This is a genomic window from Verminephrobacter aporrectodeae subsp. tuberculatae, from assembly GCF_026127385.1.
Taxonomy (GTDB): domain Bacteria; phylum Pseudomonadota; class Gammaproteobacteria; order Burkholderiales; family Burkholderiaceae_C; genus Acidovorax; species Acidovorax aporrectodeae.
The window spans coordinates 21,237-41,243 of sequence record NZ_QZCX01000004.1 but is presented as its reverse complement, the minus strand read 5'-3'; the positions used below and the strand labels follow the sequence as shown (position 1 = coordinate 41,243).

1 protein-coding gene is annotated in these 20,007 nt (G+C 66.3%); it reads right to left on the bottom strand.

The window, feature by feature from the left end; genetic code table 11:
- Positions 1-708: 708 nt before the first annotated feature.
- Positions 709-19,680 carry a SwmB domain-containing protein gene (locus tag D5041_RS21665; protein ID WP_265285792.1) on the bottom strand — a complete coding sequence of 6,324 codons (18,972 nt, stop codon included), beginning with the start codon at positions 19,678-19,680 and terminating at the stop codon, positions 709-711.
- Positions 19,681-20,007: the final 327 nt, after the last annotated feature.

Here is a 20,007-nt window from a genome sequence, read left to right as displayed (position 1 = left end):
TATGCGCTTATCCGTTGTTCTCCTTGCTTCGCCAGCATGTGGTGTGGACGGACGCTGGCGCCCGGCGGCGCAGTAGTCCGGGTCGGCAACAGGCAGCAGCCGGGCGGTTCAAGGCGATGGACGGAATCGACGTGCTGCCTGGGACATGCCCGGCGGACCGGGTGCCGCAGACCGCCGCGGACCCTCTTCCCAAGCGCTGGGCGCGGCGCCCGGTCGGGGCCGAACGGTCTGGCCACGCGCGCTGCGGATGGAGTGCGCCGGGCGGTTTGCTGTGGTGCGCAAGGGGTCGAATCGGAGGCTGCGTTTTGGGGCAGTCAGACGATTCGTCGGGGTCCATGCGACCGGAACTATGTCTTGTTTTTATACAGACTCAAACATTGCAGACGTGACCAGTTTGCGCATGATCTGCCCAGAAAATGGTGGATTCTTTGGCATTTTTTTTATTCCCCCATTGCTTCGCCACCGGAAAATTCGCCGTGGGCGATCGTTCGCGCAAGGGTGCGCAGTCCAGCGCTCACCCAAAGGCAAGACCTGGGCTGCGCGGGCCGCGGAATCGACCAAGGTCTGCGGACGACAGACCAGGCGGTAGGCGACTGGATGCGCTGCGCGGCGGACTGATCGCCATCGCGCTGTGGCTGGTGTCCTGGCCTGCAAATTCAACACCCCCCATGACCCCTCTTGAGGGAGATGGGTCCGGGGGAGCCGACTTCAGAACCAGAACCCTCCACCACTCAGCACATCGGACGCCTGCCCGGTGATGGACAGCGGCATCTGCGCTGCGGCACCGGAGGCGGTAATGGTGCCGTCGGCCTTGTCATCGGCGTCGAACTGCCCGCCATCCTGGATCGCAAAGTCCAGCCGCAGCCGCCCGCCTTCGTTCACCATCTTGCCGCCGTAAGGGCTGCTCGCCAGATTCACCCAGGTGCCGCTGCTGTCCTGCGCCCAGTAACCGTTGGCGCCGAGCTTCGGGTCCACGTACAGGCTGAAGGTCTCGCTGCTGCCGGTGGCATCCAGCGTGGCCTTGAAACTCGTCAGCGCGATCGGTGTCTCCAGCGCCCGGGACATCGAGGTCGGGACCGCCTTTTGCACCAGGCTGGTAATGCGGACGGTACTGCTGGCGTTGACCTTGCCTTCCTGGCTATCGGCCACCAAGGTGACCGAGGTGCTGGAACTGCTGCTCGTCGTGGCGCTGTATGAGGCGACTGCGGCCTGTGTCCTGTCCTGGACGTCGTCCCGGTTCCCGTCGCCGCGTGCGGCACCGGTGGGGCCGATGGCCTGGTTTTCCTGGGCGTCGGGCACACCGTCGCTGTCTGTATCCGGTTCCCTGTGGGGGCCTGGTGCAGGCGCGGGGGATCCTCCGCCAGAGGATCCACCGGATGAAGGGGGTGCGGCGGGCGCGGCAGGTGCAGGTGCGGGTGCGACGGGCGCTGGTGTGCTGTTCGTCACGGGCTTTGCGCTGAAGTCCGCTGCGTCGTTGCCGGCAGCGTCCTGCACCACGGCGCCGGATGTGGGCTTGGTGTAGCTCACGGTCACGGTGGTCTCCGCGCTGGTCACGGTGCGGCTCAGCGTCAGCGTCACGGTCTTGGCCGTTGCGTTGACCACGGCGCTGTTCACGGTAATGGCCGTGCCCGTGCTGCTGCTGACCGCAAAGCCTGCGTTGCCCGCCAGGGCTGCCGGGTCCAGGGTGCCCGCTTCCGTGTACGTGATCACCAGTTGGTTTTTGTCGATCGTGGCGCTGCTGAACTCCGGGGGCGTGGTGTCGGATACGCTGACGGTCGTCGCCGCGAAGCTGCCCAGGCGGTTGTTGGCCGCGTCCTGTATGCCGCTGGTGTCGCCGGGCGTGCTGTCGCTGTACGCGACGGTCGTCGTCTGGCCAGCGGTCACCGGTCTGGTCAGCGTCAGCGTGACGCTCTTTTCTTGCGCATTCACGAGCACATTCGTGACGGCGTTGCGCTCGCCCGCAACGAGCACCGTGAAGTCCCCGCTCGCCGGCTTGCGCGCCGCGTCCGCGTTCAGGTTGCCTGCGTCCTCGAAGCTGAGCACCAGTGTGCTTGCGTTGACCTGTGGCGCTTTGACTCCCTCGGTGATGAGCACCGGGGCGCTGGTGTCGGATACGCTGACGGTCGTCGCCGCGAAGCTGCCCAGGCGGTTGTTGGCCACGTCCTGTATGCCGCTGGTGTCGCTGGGCGTGCTGTCGCTGTACGCGACGGTCGTCGTCTGGCCAGCGGTCACCGGTCTGGTCAGCGTCAGCGTGACGGTCTTTTCTTGCGCGTTCACGAGCACATTCGTGACGGCGTTGCGCTCGCCCGCGACGAGCACCGTGAAGTCTTCGCTCGCTGGCTTGCGGCTCGCCTCCGCGTTCAGGTTGCCTGCGTCCTCGAAGCTGAGCACCAGTGTGCTTGCGTTGACCTGTGGCGCTTTGGCTCCCTCGGTGATGAGCACCGGGGCGCTGGTGTCGGATACGCTGACTGCCGTGGTCTGGAAGCTGCCCAGGCGGTTGTTGGCCACGTCCTGTATGCCGCTGGTGTCGCTGGGCGTGCTGTCGCTGTACGCGACGGTCGTCGTCTGGCCAGCGGTCACCGGTCTGGTCAGCGTCAGCGTGACGGTCTTTTCTTGCGCGTTCACGAGCACATTCGTGACGGCGTTGCGCTCGCCCGCGACGAGCACCGTGAAGTCTTCGCTCGCTGGCTTGCGGCTCGCCTCCGCGTTCAGGTTGCCTGCGTCCTCGAAGCTGAGCACCAGTGTGCTTGCGTTGACCTTGGGTGCTTTGACTCCCTCGGTGATGAGCACCGGGGCGCTGGTGTCGGATACGCTGACGGTCGTCGCCGCGAAGCTGCCCAGGCGGTTGTTGGCTGCGTCCTGTATGCCGCTGGTGTCGCCGGGCGTGCTGTCGCTGTACGCGACGGTCGTCGTCTGGCCAGCGGTCACCGGTCTGGTCAGCGTCAGCGTGACGGTCTTTTCTTGCGCGTTCACGAGCACATTCGTGACGGCGTTGCGCTCGCCCGCGACGAGCACCGTGAAGTCTTCGCTCGCTGGCTTGCGGCTCGCCTCCGCGTTCAGGTTGCCTGCGTCCTCGAAGCTGAGCACCAGTGTGCTTGCGTTGACCTTGGGTGCTTTGACTCCCTCGGTGATGAGCACCGGGGCGCTGGTGTCGGATACGCTGACGGTCGTCGCCGCGAAGCTGCCCAGGCGGTTGTTGGCTGCGTCCTGTATGCCGCTGGTGTCGCCGGGCGTGCTGTCGCTGTACGCGACGGTCGTCGTCTGGCCAGCGGTCACCGGTCTGGTCAGCGTCAGCGTGACGGTCTTTTCTTGCGCGTTCACGAGCACATTCGTGACGGCGTTGCGCTCGCCCGCGACGAGCACCGTGAAGTCTCCGCTCGCCGGCTTGTGGCTCGCGTCCGCGTCCAGGTTGCCTGCGTCCTCGAAGCTGAGCACCAGTGTGCTTGCGTTGACCTTGGGCGCTTTGGCTCCCACGGTGATGAGCACCGGGGCGCTGGTGTCGGATACGCTGACTGCCGTGGTCTGGAAGCTGCCCAGGCGGTTGTTGGCCACGTCCTGTATGCCGCTGGTGTCGCTGGGTGTGCTGTCGCTGTACGCGACGGTCGTCGTCTGGCCAGCGGTCACCGGTCTGGTCAGCGTCAGCGTGACGGTTTTCTCTTGCGCGTTCACGACCACATTCGTGACGGCGTTGCGCTCGCCCGCGACGAGCACCGTGAAGTCTTCGCTCGCCGGCTTGCGCGCCGCGTCCGCGTTCAGGTTGCCCGCGTCCTCGAAGCTGAGCACCAGTGTGCTTGCGTTGACCTTGGGCGCTTTGGCTCCCACGGTGATGAGCACCGGGGCGCTGGTGTCGGATACGCTGACTGCCGTGGTCTGGAAGCTGCCCAGGCGGTTGTTGGCCACGTCCTGTATGCCGCTGGTGTCGCTGGGTGTGCTGTCGCTGTACGCGACGGTCGTCGTCTGGCCAGCGGTCACCGGTCTGGTCAGCGTCAGCGTGACGGTTTTCTCTTGCGCGTTCACGACCACATTCGTGACGGCGTTGCGCTCGCCCGCGACGAGCACCGTGAAGTCTTCGCTCGCCGGCTTGCGCGCCGCGTCCGCGTTCAGGTTGCCCGCGTCCTCGAAGCTGAGCACCAGTGTGCTTGCGTTGACCTTGGGCGCTTTGGCTCCCACGGTGATGAGCACCGGGGCGCTGGTGTCGGATACGCTGACTGCCGTGGTCTGGAAGCTGCCCAGGCGGTTGTTGGCCACGTCCTGTATGCCGCTGGTGTCGCTGGGTGTGCTGTCGCTGTACGCGACGGTCGTCGTCTGGCCAGCGGTCACCGGTCTGGTCAGCGTCAGCGTGACGGTTTTCTCTTGCGCGTTCACGACCACATTCGTGACGGCGTTGCGCTCGCCCGCGACGAGCACCGTGAAGTCTCCGCTCGCCGGCTTGTGGCTCGCGTCCGCGTCCAGGTTGCCTGCGTCCTCGAAGCTGAGCACCAGTGTGCTTGCGTTGACCTGTGGCGCTTTGGCTCCCACGGTGATGAGCACCGGGGCGCTGGTGTCGGATACGCTGACGGTCGTCGCCGCGAAGCTGCCCAGGCGGTTGTTGGCCACGTCCTGTATGCCGCTGGTGTCGCCGGGCGTGCTGTCGCTGTACGCGACGGTCGTCGTCTGGCCAGCGGTCACCGGTCTGGTCAGCGTCAGCGTGACGGTCTTTTCTTGCGCGTTCACGAGCACATTCGTGACGGCGTTGCGCTCGCCCGCGACGAGCACCGTGAAGTCTCCGCTCGCTGGCTTGCGGCTCGCGTCCGCGTTCAGGTTGCCTGCGTCCTCGAAGCTGAGCACCAGTGTGCTTGCGTTGACCTTGGGTGCTTTGGTTCCCTCGGTGATGAGCACCGGGGCCGTGCTGTCCAATGGCGCTGGCGTGCTGTTCGTCACGGGCTTTGCGCTGAAGTCCGCTGCGTCGTTGCCGGCAGCGTCCTGCACCACGGCGCCGGATGTGGGCTTGGTGTAGCTCACGGTCACGGTGGTCTCCGCGCTGGTCACGGCGCGGCTCAGCGTCAGCGTCACGGTCTTGGCCGTGGCGTTGACCACGGCGCTGTTCACGGTAATGACCGTGCCCGTGCTGCTGACCGTAAAGCCTGCGTTGCCCGCCAGGGCTGCCGGGTCCAGGGTGCCCGCTTCCGTGTACGTGAGCACCAGTTCGTTGCCGTTGACCGCGGCGCTGCTGAACTCCGGGGCCGTGGTGTCCGACCGGGTGTCCACGGTGTAGTTGGCGCTGGTGATCGTGCCCGTCGCGCTATTGCCCGCCTGGTCCCGCACACCGCTCATGTTCACGCCGATGGTGTTGCTCGCGTCGTTTATGTTGGCGCTGGGCGTGAAGGTCGCGGTCCAGGTCTTGCCGTCTGCGCCGGCCGTCAGTGAGCCCAGCGTGCCGTTCGCGTTTGAGAGCTCTATCTTGCTCGCATCAAAGTTCGTGACGGCCTCGTTGAAGCGGAAGGTGACGGTGGTGGTTTCGCCAGCGGTCAGGGTGCTGTCGGCCAGCGTGATGGTGGCGACGGGGTCCTGAAGGTCGATGTCGTAGCGGACCGTGGAGGCCGCCGTGCCCACCCCGGCGTTGCCCGCGAGGTCGGTGATTCCGGCCAGGTTCACGCGGATCTTGTTGTTCGTCGAACTGGAGATGGCCCCCCCGATGTAATCATCCAAAGTCGGGGCCGCCAGCGTGACCGTCCAGGTCGTGCCGCCGTCGGTGCTTTGCAGGTTGGACAGCCTCGCGCCGGACCCCTCCGCGGTCAGGTCGTCGAGGCTGAAGTTGGTGATGGCTTCGGAGAAGCGGATGGTGACGGTGGTGCTTTCGTCACGGGCCAGTTTGTTGTCGCCGATCGTGATCGGGTCGGTCGCCGCCAGCGTGGGGGGCTGGGTGTCCGGTGCGAGGGTGATCGAAAAGCTCCCCAGGCTGTTTTGGGCCTCGTCCCGTATGCCACTGGTGTCGCTGGGCGTGCTGTCGTTGTAGTCGATGGAGTCCATCTGGGCCAGTGTCGCGTGACTGGTCAGCGTCAGCGTGATGGTTTTTGCCTGCGCATTCACGAGCACCTGGGTGACGTTGTTGCGCGCACCACCAGAGGCCATCAGCACCGTGAAGTCTTCGTTCGCCGGTTTGTGGGTCGGGTCTGCGTCCAGATTGCTCGTGTCGTTGAAGCTGAGCACCAGTTGGTCACCGTTGACCCTGGGCCCTTTGTCGCCGCTCTGGATCACCCGCGGAGGCGTGGTGTCTCGCGTTGCGTTCGTCACGGGCTGATTGCTGAAGCTCGCCGCCGCGTTGCCTGCCGCGTCCTGCACCACGGTGCCGCTTTCGGGCCTGGCGTAGCTGAGGCTCAGCGTCTCCCCGTGGGCCACGATGCGGCTCAGCATCAGCGTCACGGTCTTGGCCGTTGCATTCACCACGGCGCTGTTCACGGTGATGGCCGCCGTGCCAGCAGCGTTGCTCACCGCATAGCCGGCGCTGCCCGTCAGCGCAGCCGCGTTCAGGCTATTGGCTTCGGTGTACGTGAGCACCAGTTGGTCGCTGGTGACCCTGGCGGTGTGGATCACCGGGGGCGTGGTGTCTGGTGGCGCGGGCGTGTTGTTCGTCACTGCCGTGGCCGCAAAGCTGGCCGCGTCGTTGCCTGCGGCGTCCTGTATGGCGTTGGTGTCGTTGCCGGTCGTTGGGTCGGCGTAGGCGACGGTGACCGTTTGGCCGTGGCTGACTGCCGTGCTCAGCGTGAGCGTGACGGTCTTGGCCTGGGCCTCGACGCTGACGTGGGTGACGGCGTTTGCGACGCCGTTCACAAGCACCGTAAAGGCTCCGTTCGCCGGCTTGTGCGTCGGGTCCGCGTCCAGGTTGCCCGTGTCGCTAAAGCTGAGCACCAGTTGGTCGCCGCTGACCTTGGGGCGCGTCGTGTCGCCGGTGGTGATCAGCTGCGGGGGCGTGGTGTCTGCTGGCGCTGGCGTGTTGTTGGTCACTGCCGTGGCCGCAAAGCTGGCCGCGTCGTTGCCTGCGGCGTCCTGTATGGCGTTGGTGTCGTTGCCGGTCGTGGGGTCGGCGTAGGCGACGGTGACCGTCTGGCCGTGGCTGACCGCCGTGCTCAGCGTGAGCGTGACGGTCTTGGCCTGGGCCTCGACGCTGACGTTGGTGACGGCGTTTGCGACGCCGTTCACAAGCACCGTAAAGGCTCCGTTCGCCGGCTTGTGCGTCGGGTCCGCGTCCAGGTTGCCCGTGTCGCTAAAGCTGAGCACCAGTTGGTCGCCGCTGACCTTGGGGCGCGTCGTGTCGCCGGTGGTGATCAGCTGCGGGGGCGTGGTGTCTGGGGGCGCGGGCGTGTTGTTGGTCACCGCGGTAGCAGCAAAGCTGGCCGCGTCGTTGCCGGCGGCGTCCTGTATGGCGTTGGTGTCGTTGCCGGTCGTTGGGTCGGCGTAGGCGACGGTGACCGTCTGGCCGTGGCTGACCGCCGTGCTCAGCGTGAGCGTGACGGTCTTGGCCTGGGCCTCGACGCTGACGTTGGTGACGGCGTTTGCGACGCCGTTCACAAGCACCGTAAAGGCTCCGTTCGCCGGCTTGTGCGTCGGGTCCGCGTCCAGGTTGCCCGTGTCGCTAAAGCTGAGCACCAGTTGGTCGCCGCTGACCTTGGGGCGCGTCGTGTCGCCGGTGGTGATCAGCTGCGGGGGCGTGGTGTCTGCTGGCGCGGGCGTGTTGTTGGTTACTGCCTGGCTGCTGAAGTTTGCTGCGTCGTTGCCCGCAGCGTCCTGCACCACGGCGCCGGATGCGGGCTTGGTGTAGCTGACGGTCACCGTCTCCGTATTGGCCACGGCGCGGCTCAGTGTCAGCGTCACGGTCTTGTCCGTCGCGTTCACCACGGCGCTGTTCACGGTGATGGCCGTTGTGCCTGCGGTGGTGTTCACCGTAAAGCCGGCGCTGCCCGCGAGCGCTGCCGCGTCCAGGGTGCCCGCTTCGGTGTACGTGATCACCAGTTGGCTGCCGGTGACTGTGGCGCTGCTGAACGCCGGGGGCGTGGTGTCTGCTGCTGGCGTGTTATTGACCACCGCGGTGGCCGCAAAGCTGGCTGCGTCGTTGCCGGCAGCGTCCTGGATTGCGTTGGCGTCGTTGCCGGTCGTGGGGTCGGTGTAGGCGACGGTGACCGACTGGCCGTGGGTGACCGCCGTGCTCAGCGTGAGCGTGACGGTCTTGGCCCGGGCCTGGACGGTGACGGTGGTGACGGCGTTCGCGACGCCGTTGACCAGCACCGTAAAGGCCCCGCCCGCCGGCTTGTGGATCGGGTCCGCGTCCAGGTTGCTGGTGTCGTTGAAGCTGAGTACCAGTTGGTCGCCGGTGACCTTGGGGGACGTGGCGCCGGTGGTGATCAGCTGCGGGGCCGTGGTGTCCGGCACCCGGGTTTCCACGGTGTAGTTGGCGCTGCTGGCGGTGCCGGTACTGGAGCGGCCTGCCACGTTGGCTACGCCGGTCAGATTGACGCGGATGGTGTTGGTCGCGGCGCTGACGTTGGCCTCGGGTGTGAAGGTGGCGGTCCAGGTGTTGTTGGCGGCGTATGTGAGTGCGCTCAATGTGCCGTTGGCCTGCGTCAGATCGATGTCATCGATCGTGAAGCCGAGGACCATTTGGTTGAAGCTGAAGGTGACGGTCGTCGTTTCGCCCGTGGTGAGCGCGGTATCGGCCAGTGTGATCGTGGCGGCAGGGAGCGCGGTGTGCACGCGGAAGTTGTCGCTGGTGGCGCTGCCGGTGCCGGCGGTGCCTGCGGCGTCGGTCACGCCCGCGAGGTTCACGCTGATGGTGTTGCTCTCGGCGATGATGCCCGCCGTGGGCGTGAAGGTGGCCGTCCAGGTTCTGCCGTCGGCGCCGAGTATGAGGCCGCTGAGCGTGCCGTTGGCCCGGCTCCCGTCCACGTCATCGAGCGTGAAGCCGTTGACGGGTTTGTTGAAGGCGATGATGACGATCGCCTTTTCTCCCGTCGTGAGGCGGTCATCGGTCAGCGTGACGCTTGCGCTCAGGCCGGATGTCTGGCCCGTGCTGCCGGGCCGGGTGTCAATGGTGTAGTTGCTGCTGACGGAGGTGCTGTTGGTACTCGGATAATTGCCCGCCAAGTCCGCCACGCCGTCCAATCTGACGCGGATTTTGTTCTCGGCATCGTTGACATTCGCTGCGGGCGTGAAGGTGGCGGTCCAAGTCCTCCTGTCATCTCCGATGGCGGTCAGCGGACCCAGCGTGCCGTTGGCCCGTGTCAGGTCGATGTCGTCGGCGTCAAAGCCGGTGACGGGCTCGTTGAAGCTGAAGGTGACGGTGGTGGTTTCGCCCGGGGTGAGGACGGTGTCGCCCAGCGTGATGGCGGCGATGGGCGCCATGGTGTCGATGTCGTAGGTGACCGTGGAGACGGCCTGGCCCACACCGGCGTTGCCTGCGAGGTTGGTCACGCCGGCGAGGTTGACGCGGATCTGGTTGCCCGTTGAGTTGTACTTGCCGGATCCGAAGCCTTCGGGCGCAAACAGATCCTGCATGGTCGGAGCCGTCAGCGTGACCGTCCAGGTGATGCCGCCGTCGGTGCTCCTCAGGTCGTTGGCCAGCGTCGCGTAACCGCCCACGGTCAGGTCGGCGATGGTGAAGCTGTCGGTCGCGATGGCTTCGGCGAAGCGGATGGTGACGGTGGTGCTCTCGCCAAGGCTCAGCTTGTCGTCGGCGATCGTGATCGGGTTGGTCGCTGCGAGCGTGGGGAGCTGGGTGCCTCCCCCTGCTGGCGGGCTGGTGTTCGTCACCGCCTGCTCGCTGAAGCTCACTGCGTCATTGCCCGCAGCGTCCTGCACCACGGCGCCGGATGCTGGTTTGGTGTAGCTGACTTTGACCGTCTCAGCCGGGGTCACGGCGCGGCTCAGTGTCAGCGTCACGGTCTTGTTCGTCGCATGCACCACGGCGCTGCTCACGGTGATGGCCGTGCCCGTGGTGCTGCTCACGGTAAAGCCGGCGTTGCCCGCGAGGGCTGCCGCGTCCAGGGTGCCCGCTTCGGTGTACGTGATCACCAGTTGGGTGCCGTTGACCGCGGCGCTGCTGAACTCCGGGGGCGTGGTGTCTGGTGCGGGCGTGTTGTTGACCACCTCGGTGGCGGCAAAGCTGGCCGCGTCCTGGCCAAATCTATCCTGTATCGCGTCGATGTCGTTGCCGGCCGTGGGGTCGGTGTAGGCGACGGTGACCGACTGGCCGTGGGTGACCGCCGTGGTCAGCGTCAGCGTCACGGTCTTGGCCTGTGCATCGATGGTGACGTTGGTGACGGCGTTCGCGACGTCATTCACGCGCACCGTAAAAGCCCCGTTGGCTGGCTTGTGGCCCGCGTCCAACGACTGTGCGTCGAAGAAGCTGAGCACCAGCTGATCGCCGTTGACCTTGGGGCGCGCGGTGCCGGTGGTGATCAGTTCCGGGCTCTGCGTGTCTGCTGTGCTGTCGGTCACCGCGGTGGCCGGAAAGCTGGTCAAGCGGTTGCCGTGTATGTCCTGTATGCCTTTGTTGTCGGTGGGCGTGCTGTCCTGGTAGGCAACGGTCATGCTCCTGCCACGTGGTGCTACGGGGTCGCGCAGTGTCAGCTCAATGGACTTTTCCGTTCCAAACACAGTCACTCCAGTGACGGCGATGGAGGTGCCATCGATGAGCACCGTGAAGTCCCCGCTGGCCGGTGCGTGGGCCGGGTCCGTGTCCAGATTGCTCGTGTCGCTGAATCTGACGGTCAATGTCTTGCCGTCGCCGGCGAGCGAGGGGATCCGGGGACCCGTGGCGAAGAATTCCGGGGCCGTGGTGTCCGCCGTGCCGCCGGATGGGTTGTTGGTCACCACCTGGCTGCTGAAATTCACCGCGTCGTTGCCCGCAGCGTCCTGCACCACGGCGCCGGTCGCGGGTTTGGTGTAGCTGAGGCTCACTGTTTCCGTGCTGGCCACGGCGCGGCTCAGCGTGAGCGTGACGGTCTTGTTCGTCGCGTGCACCACGGCGCTGCTCACGGTAATGGCCGTGCCCGTGGTGCTGCTCACGGTAAAGCCGGCGCTGCCCGCGAGGGCTGCCGCGTCCAGGCTGTCGGCTTCGGTGTACGTGATCACCAGCTGGTTGCCGCGGACCGCGGCGCTGCTGAACACCGGGGGCGTGGTGTCGGGTGTCGTATTCACCTCCGTGGCCGCAAAGCCGGTCAGGCGGTTGCCTCTGTCGTCCTGTATGGCGCTGATGTCGTTGGGTGTGCTGTCGGCGTAGACGACGGTCGCTGTCTGGCCAGGGGTCACGGCGGTGGTCAGCGTGAGTGTGATGGTCTTGGCGGCCCCGTCCACGGCGACTGCGGTGACGGCATTCGCGACGCCAGCGACGCGCACCGTAAAGTCCCCGGTGACCGGCTTGCGGGCCGGGTCCACGCTCAGGCCGTTCGCGTCGCTAAAGCTGAGCACCAGTTGGTTGCCGCTGGCCGTGGGGCGCATGGCGCCGGTGGTGATCAGCTGCGGGGCACCCGTGTCCAATACGCTATTGACTGCCTCCGTGGCCGGGAAGCTGTCCAGGCGATTGCCTGCCGTGTCCTGTATGCCGTTGCCCTCGGTGTCGGTGGGTGTGCTGTCCTGGTAGGCGACGGTCACCCGCTGACCAGCGGCCACGGGGGTAGCCAGCACCAGGAAGATGATCTTGGCCGTTGCATTCATGGTCACACTGCTGACCGTCCTGAGGTCACCATCCACGCGCACCGTGAAGTCCCTGGCGGCCGGCATGTGGTTCTCGTCCAGATTGCTCGTGTCGCTGAATGTGAGCAACAGTTGTTCGCCACTTCTGTTGACGGTGGGGAACTGGTACTCGTGGCCGGTGGTGATCAGCTGCGGGGCCGTGGTGTCCGCCGTGCCGCTGGGTGTGTTGTTCGTCACCGCCTGCTCGCTGAAGCTCACTGCGTCGTTGCCCGCAGCGTCCTGCACCACGGCGCCGGATGCCGGTTTGGTGTAGCTGACTTTCACCGTCTCCGCCGGGGTCACGGCGCGGCTCAGCGTGAGCGTGACGGTCTTGTTCGTCGCGTGCACCACGGCGCTGCTCACGGTGATGGCCGCGCCCGTGGTGCTGCTCACGGTAAAGCCGGCGCTGCCCGCGAGGGCTGCCGGGTCCAGGCTGTTGGCTTCGGTGTACGTGATCACCAGTTGGCTGCCGTTGACCGCGGCGCTGCTGAACGCCGGGGGCGTGGTGTCCGGCAGCCGGGTGTCCACGGTGTAGTTGGCGCTGCTGGCGGTGCCGGTACTGGAGCGGCCTGCATGGTTGGCTACGCCGGTCAGGTTGACGCGGATGGTGTTCGTCGCGGCGCTGACGTTGGCATCGGGTGTGAAGGTGGCGGTCCAGGTGTTGTTGGCGGTGTATGTGAGTCCGCTCAATGTGCCGTTGGCCTGCGTCAGATCGACGTCATCGATCGTGAAGCCGAGGACCGATTGGTTAAAGGTGAAGGTAACGGTCGTTGTTTCGCCCGCGGTGAGCGCGGTATCGGCCAGCGTGATCGTGGCGGCAGGGAGCGCGGTGTTCACGATGAAGTTGGCGCTGGTGGCGCTGCCGGTGCCGGCGGTGCCTGCGGCGTCGGTCACGCCCGCGAGGTTCACGCGGATGGTGTTGTTCTCGGCGATGACGCCCGCCGTGGGCGTGAAGGTGGCCGTCCAGGTTCGGCCGTCGGCGCTGCGTACGAGGTCGCTGAGCGTGCCGTTGGTCCCCCCGTTCACGTCATCGAGCGTGAAGCCGTTGACGGGTTTGTTGAAGGCGATGATGACGGTCGCCTTTTCTCCCGTCGTGAGGCGCTCATCGGTCAGCGTGACGCTTGCGCTCAGGCCGGATGTCTGGCCCGTGGTGCCGGGCCGGGTGTCAATGGTGTAGTTGCTGCTGGCGGAGGTGACGTCGGTACCCCACCTATTGCCCGCCAAGTCCGCCACGCCGTTCAATCTGACGCGGATTTTGTTCTCGGCATCGTTGATATTCGCTGCGGGCGTGAAGGTGGCGGTCCAAGTCCTGCTGTCATCTCCGAGGGCGGTCAGCGGACCCAGCGTGCCGTTGGCCCGTGTCAGGTCGATGTCGTCGGCGTCAAAGCCGGTGACGGGCTCGTTGAAGCTGAAGGTGACGGTGGTGGTTTCGCCCGGGGTGAGGAAGGTGTCGCCCAAACTGATCACGACGCTGGGCGCCATGACGTCGATGTCGTAGGTGACCGTGGAGACGGCCTGGCCCACACCGGCGTTGCCTGCGGGGTTGGTCACGCCGGCGAGGTTGACGCGGATCTGGTTGCCCGTTGAGTTGTAGCCGAGGACGGCGAAGAAGCCGAAGCCGCTGAGGCCGCTGAAATCAGCCCGCTCCGGAGCCGTCAGCGTGACCGTCCAGGTGGTGCCGCCGTCGGTGCTGCGCAGGTTGGACAGCTTCGCGCCTCCGCTCACGGTCAGGTCGGCGATGGTGAAGCTGTCGGTCGCGATGGCTTCGGCGAAGCGGATGGTGACGGTGGTGCTCTCGTCGAGACTCAGCTTGTTGTCGGCGATCGTGATCGGGTTGGTCGCTGCGAGCGTGGGGAGCCGGGTGCCTCCCGCTGCTGGCGGGCTGGTGTTGGTCACGGGCTGGCGCTCGAAGGTGGCAGCGTCATTGCCGGCGACGTCCTGTATGACGTTCGATGATTGGTTGCCGCCGCCGAGGGGGGCCTCGTAGCCGACTCGCACCACTTGGCCGGGCGTCACGGCTTTTGCCAGTGTCAGCGTGATGGTCCCTGCGGGTCCATTCACGACCGCTGCTTGAGCCCAGTAGCTGTTGAGGATGTCGCCTTCGACGCTCACCACAAACATCCCCCGGGGCGGTGGTGCGCTGCTGCCGTCCAGCGGCTCGCTGAACGTGAGCAGCAACTGGTCGCCGTTGACCGCGGCGCTGCGCAGCACCGGGGGCGTGGTGTCAGGCGTGTTGTCGTTGTTGGTCACGGGCTGGTTGCGGAAGTTCGCTGCGGCGTTGTCTTCCGCGTCCCGGACCACGTTGTCCGTCTGCCGGGCGTAGCTGACGGTCAGTGGCTCCCCGAGGGCAACGGTGCGGCTCAGCGTGAGCGTCACGGTCTTGGCCGGTGCGTTCACGCTGACGCTGCGGACCGTGATGGCCGTTGCTCCCGCGGCGCTGCTGTTCACGGTAAAGCCGGCGCTGGTCAGCGCGGCGTCGCTCAGGCTGTTCGCGTCGGTGAAGCTGAGCACGAGTTGCTCGCCGCGGTTGATGACCGTGGCGCTGCTGAATACCGGGGCCGTGGTGTCTCCCACCCGGGTGTGGACGCTGTAGTTGGCGCTGCTCGCGGTGCCGACTCCGGCGTTGCCTGCGGCGTCCACCACGCCCGCGAGGTTGACGCTGATGGTGTTGGTCGCGTCGTTCACGTGGGGCTTGGGCGTGAAGGGGGCGGTCCAGGTTTTGCCGGCGTCCTCGGTCGTGAGTGCGCCCAGGGAGCCGTTGGCGTCGATGAGCATGATGTCGTCCTTTGCGAAGCCGATGACGGGCTCGCTGAAGCTGAAGGTGGCGGTGGTGGTTTCGCCGGCGGTGAGGCTGCTGTCGGCCAGCGTGATGGTGACCGTGGGGCGCAGGGTGTCGATGCTGTAGTTGGCGCTGCTGACCAGGCCGCGACCGACGCTCCCATCGATGATGCTCAGATTGACAAGTTTCAGGTGGATGGCGTTGGTCTGGCTGCTTGTGTCGGCATTGGGCGTGAACGTGGCCGTCCAGTAGCCGCCGGCGCGGCCGTCGTGGACATGGGGTGCACGCAGGTTGCTGAGCGTGCCATTGGCCTGGGTGAGGTCGATATCGGACACCCTGAAGTCCATTACGGGCGTCCAGGGGAAAAGAAATTCGACCTTGGTGCTTTCACCGGCGATGAACCGGGTTTTGTCGAATGTGATGGTGGCTGAGGGATGCACGCTCTGCGTGTTGACGGTGTCCACGGTGTAGTTGGTGCTGCTGGCCTGGCCGGTCCCGGCGTTGCCGGCGGCGTTGCTGACCCCGCTGAGGTTCACGCCGATGGTGTTGCTCGTGTCCAGCACGTCGGCATTTGGCGTGAACGTGGTGACCCAGGTTTTGCCGTCGCTGCCGGCGATGAGTTCCTCGCTCAGCGTGCCGTTGGCGTTGCTGAGCACGACGTCGTCCCTTGTGAAGCCGGTGACGGGCTCGCTGAAGCGGAAGGTGACGGTCGTGCTTTGGCCATGCTTGATGGCGCTGTTGTCCAGTGTGATCGTGGCCGTGGGGCGCGTGGTGGCCACGCTGTAGTTGGCGCTGCTCGCACGGCCCACGCCGGCGTTGCCTTCGAGATCGCGCACGCCCGCGAGGTCCACGTGGATGGCGCTGCTCAGGCTGCTGGTGTTCGCCGTGGGCGTGAACGTGGCGCGCCAGCTGGTGCCGCCCCCGTTGGCGCCGCTGACACGCTCGAGTTCGTTCAACGTGCCATGGGCGTCCGTGAGGACGACGTCCGCCGCTGTGAAGTCGGTGACGGGCTCGCTGAAGGTGAAGGTGACGGTGGTGGTTTCGCCCAGGGTGAGCGTGCTGTCTTCCAGCGTGATGGTGGCCGTGGGGCGGCCCGTCACGTTGGTCACGGTCTGGTTGCCGAGATTCGCCGCGGCGTTGCCTGCCACGTCCTGCACGGCGTTGCCGGATTCGGGCCGGGTGTAGCTGACGCTCAGCGTCTCGCTGCCGGTCACGGCGCGGCTGAGCGTGAGCGTGACGGTCTTGTCCACCCCGTTCACCACGGCGCTGCTCACGCTGATGGCCGCTCCCGTGGCGCTGCTGAGCGCAAAGCCTGCGCTGCCCGTGAGCGCGGCCGCGTTCAGGTTGTTCTCTTCGGTGTAGCGCAGCAGCAGTTGGTCGCCGTTGACCGTGGCGCTGTGGAACACCGGGGCAACGGTGTCTGCGGGCCGGGTGTCCACGGTGTAGTTGTCGCTGCTCGCGATGCCCACGCCGGTGTTGCCGGCGTCGTCGGTCACGCCGGCCGCGTTCACGCGGATGGTGTTGCTCGTGTCCCGGACGTTGGCCGTTGGCGTGAAGGTCGCGGTCCAGGCGGTACCGCTCGGTGCCCAGTCCACGGGGGTGAGCGGGCTCAGCGTGCCGTTGGCGTCGGAGAGGATGACGTCGTCCGCGGTGAAGCCGTTGACGGCCTCGGTGAAGCGGAGGGTGACGGTCGTGCTCTGGCCCGCCGTGAGGACGCGGTTGGCCAGTGTGATCACGGCGATGGGGCGCACGGTGTCCACGGTGTAGTTGGCGCTGCTCGCGCGGCCCAGGCCGGCGTTGCCATCGAGATCGCGCACGCCCGTGAGGTCCACGTGGATGGCGTTGCTCAGGCTGGTGGTGTTGACTGCGGGCGTGTACGTGGCGCGCCAGCTGGTGGCGCCGTCGTTGGTACCGCTGATGCGGACCAGTTCGCCCAGCGTGCCATGGGCATCCGTGAGCACGAGGTCCGCCGCCGTGAAGTCGGTGACGGGCTCGCTGAAGGTAAAGGTGACGGCGGTGCTCTCGCCCGCCTTGAGCGCGGTGTCGGCCAGCGTGATGGTGGCCGTGGGGCGGCCCGTGAGGTTGGTCACCGTCTGGCTGCTGAAATTCGCCGCGAGGTTGCCCACCTCGTCCTGCACTGCGCGGCCGGTTTCGGGTCTGGTGTAGCTGAGGCTCAGCGTCTCGCTGCCGGTCACGGCGCGGCTGAGCGTGAGCGTGACGGTCTTGGCCACCCCGTTGACCGCGGCGCTGCTCACGGTGATGGCCGCTCCCGTGGTGCTGTTCACGGTAAAGCCTGCGCTGCCTGACAGTTCGGCCGCGCTCAGGTTGTTTACCTCGTCGGTGTAGGTCAGCACGAGTTGGTTGCCGTTGACCGTGGCGCTGCGCAGCACCGGGGCATCGGTATCCGTGCCCCGGGTGTCCACGGTGTAGTTGGCGCTGCTCGCGCTACCCGCTCCGGTGTTGCCTGCCAGGTCGCTCACGCCCGCCAGGTTCACGCGGATGGTGTTGCTGGCGTCGTTGACGTTGGTCCTGGGCGTGAAGGTCGCGGTCCAGATTTTTCTGTCGCTGCCCACCGCGGTGAGCGGACCCAACGTGCCGTTGGCGTCGCCGAGAACGACGTCGCGTTCGTTAAATTCATGGACGGATTCGCTGAAGCTGAAGGTGACGGTAGCGGTCTGGTCCCTGTTGACGCTGCTTTTGTCGAGCGTGATGGTGGCGGTGGGCCGCGTGGTGTCGATGGTGTAGCTTTGCTGGGCGAATGAATACGAGCCACCGCCGGTCCTGTAGGTCGTATTGCCGTCGCCGCACGGGTTGCCCACGCTATCGGTCAGGCCATCGAGCCGCAGAATCAGGGTGTATTCGATCGATTCGCCGCCGCTCATCGGCGCCGTCAGGGTGAACTTCCACGTGGTGCCGCCGTCCGTGGTGTACAGGTTCGACAGCTCGCCCTTGCCGGTTACCTCGTCATACTGCCAGCGATGAGCCGTTATCAGGTCATTCGGCAGGGTAAAGGTTTCCGGCTTTATCGGTGCGGAGAAGACGATGGTGTAGGTGCATGACTCGCCGGCAGCCAGGTTGCGGTCAGAGCATGCGATGCTGGCGACGGTGGTGACTCGCGTGTTGTTGGTCACCGCCAGATTCGTGAAGCTGTTCGCGTCGTTGCCAGCACGGTCCTGTATGACGCCGGTGGTTTCGTTGTTCGCCGAGGGGTCGGTGTAGCTGACGCTCACCCTCGGGTCCCCCCGGGTTACCGGGGAGTCCAGTGTCAGCGTGACGGTCTTGGCTGCGGCATTCACGACGACTTCGCGCACGCCCCGGGCGTCGCCATTGACGGACACCCTGAAGGCCGTGGTGGCCGGAATCACGTTGTCCAGCGCTTCGCTCCAGGTGAGCACCAATTGGTCGCCGTTGACCGTGGCGCTGCGCAGCGCCGGGGGCGTGGTGTCTTCTGGCGTGGTGTTGCGCACGACCTGGCTGCTGAAGTCCACCGCGTCGTTGCCGTCAGCGTCCTGCACCACGGCGCCGGTCGCGGGTTTGGTGTAGCTGACGCTCACCGTCTCGCCATAGGTCACGGCGCGGCTCAGCGTGAGCGTGACGGTCTTGGCCGCCCCGTTCACCACGGCGCCGGTGACGGTGATGGCCGTGCCCGTGCTGCTCACCGTAAAGCCTGCGTTGCCTGCGAGCGCGGCTGCGTCCAGGTTGTTGGCTTCGGTGTAGCTGAGCACCAGTTGGTTGCCGTTGACCGTGGCACTGGCCAGCGCCGGGGGCGTGCTGTCTGCTGACGCCGTTGTGTTGTTGGTCACCGCCATTTGCGTGAAGCTGGCGGCGTCGTTGCCGGCGCGGTCCTGTACGACGCCGATGCCATCGTCACCGGTCGAGGGGTCGGTGTAGCTGACTTTCACCTCATGCAGGCGGGATACCGGGCTGCTCAGCGTCAGCGTGACGGTCTTGGCTGCGTAATTCATCGCGACTGCGCTGACGTCCCGGGCCGTGCCATCGACGGTCACCGCGAAGGCCGTGCTCGCCAGGGAGGTCCTTATATCCAGCGTTTCGCTCCAGGTAAGCACCAGTTGGTTGCCGGTCACCGTGGCATGGGTCACCGTGGGCCGGGTGACATCCACCGTGTACTGCACGCCGGCGTACGCCTCGGTGGCGCTGCCCTGGACGCCATCGTGGTTCGTCACGCCGGAGAGATTCACCGCGATGGGGAGGGATCCGTTGGAGTCCGTCGCCCCCGCCGGGGCCGACAGGGTGAATGTCCAGGTGTCGCTGTGACCGCCGGCGTCGGGGTTGACGGCGGTCGGGGTGGACATCGTACCCACGCCATTTCTCAGCACGACGTTGCTGGCGCTGAAGCCCTTGACCGGCTGGGTGAATTTGAGGGTGACCGTGGCGGATGGTTTGTCGATTCGGAGGCAGGCCTGGTTGAACGGGCCGATATCCGCGGTACTGAGCGGGTCGGTCCTGATCGTGCTGTACAAAGAACTGATGGAGGGCGGTCTTGTGTCTACCGGCGTGTTGTGGGTTACCGCCTGATTGCTGAAGCTCAGTGCGTCATTGCCGGCAGCGTTCTGTATCGCGTTGCTGTCGTTGCCGCTTGTGGGATCGGTGTAGCTGACGGTCACGAGCTCACCGTGTCTCACGGCACGCGCCAGGACCAGCGTAACGGTTTTGGCCGTGGCATCCACGCGCACGTAGCTGACGATGATGGCCGGGCCACTGCCGCCACGCACCGTAAAAGCCTCGGCGTCCGGCTTGTTGGTCGCGTCCAGGTTGGTGGCATCGGTATAGCTGAGTACCAGGGCCCCGTTGACCATGGTGGCGCCGGCCAGTGTGGGCCGCTGGGTGTTGACGGTGTATTCGCAGGGGCCAAGGTTGGCGGCGGCTACGGGCTGATCGTTCGTCGTGTCCTTCACGCCGTCGAGGTTCTTCAGTCTGATGGTCTGGGGGGTCTGCGCAGTGTCGGCAGGCGGGGTCAGTGTGACCTTCCAAGTACGGCTCAGGTTATTGGGACGGTTCTCCACTGGCCGCATATTGGAGAGCAACGTCCCGGCGGGCACCTCCAGGTTCGCTGCGGTGACGTTCCGCACCAAGCGATCGAAGGTGAGGGTGACGGTGGTGGTTTCGTCGGCTGTGAGGGCGCTGTCTGCAATGGTGATGCTGGTCAGCTGGGTCGGTGGAAGCGTAGTAGACATGGCGTGCCTTTGCGTATGTGTATGGACGAGGGGTTCTGGTCCCTGTGCCTTGTGGACAGGGGCCTTGGTTTGCGCTGGTTCAGGCGGGGGTGATGCGGCGGCGCGCGCGCCGCGTGCCCGGGCGTCGCGCCGCGGACCACGGTGCGACTCGGCACCAGGGCCGCGGCCCTGCCCGGGGGCGCGATGCCTTGGTGCTTGGTCTTCTTGGCGTGCGCGCTTGCGCAGCACCCGGGGGCTGCCGGCGCCCGCCCACGAGGGGGCTGCCCGGGTGCCGCCAGCGGCGCAGGATGCTGCTGCTGGCGCTCAGGCCCTCACCGACTCGGTAAA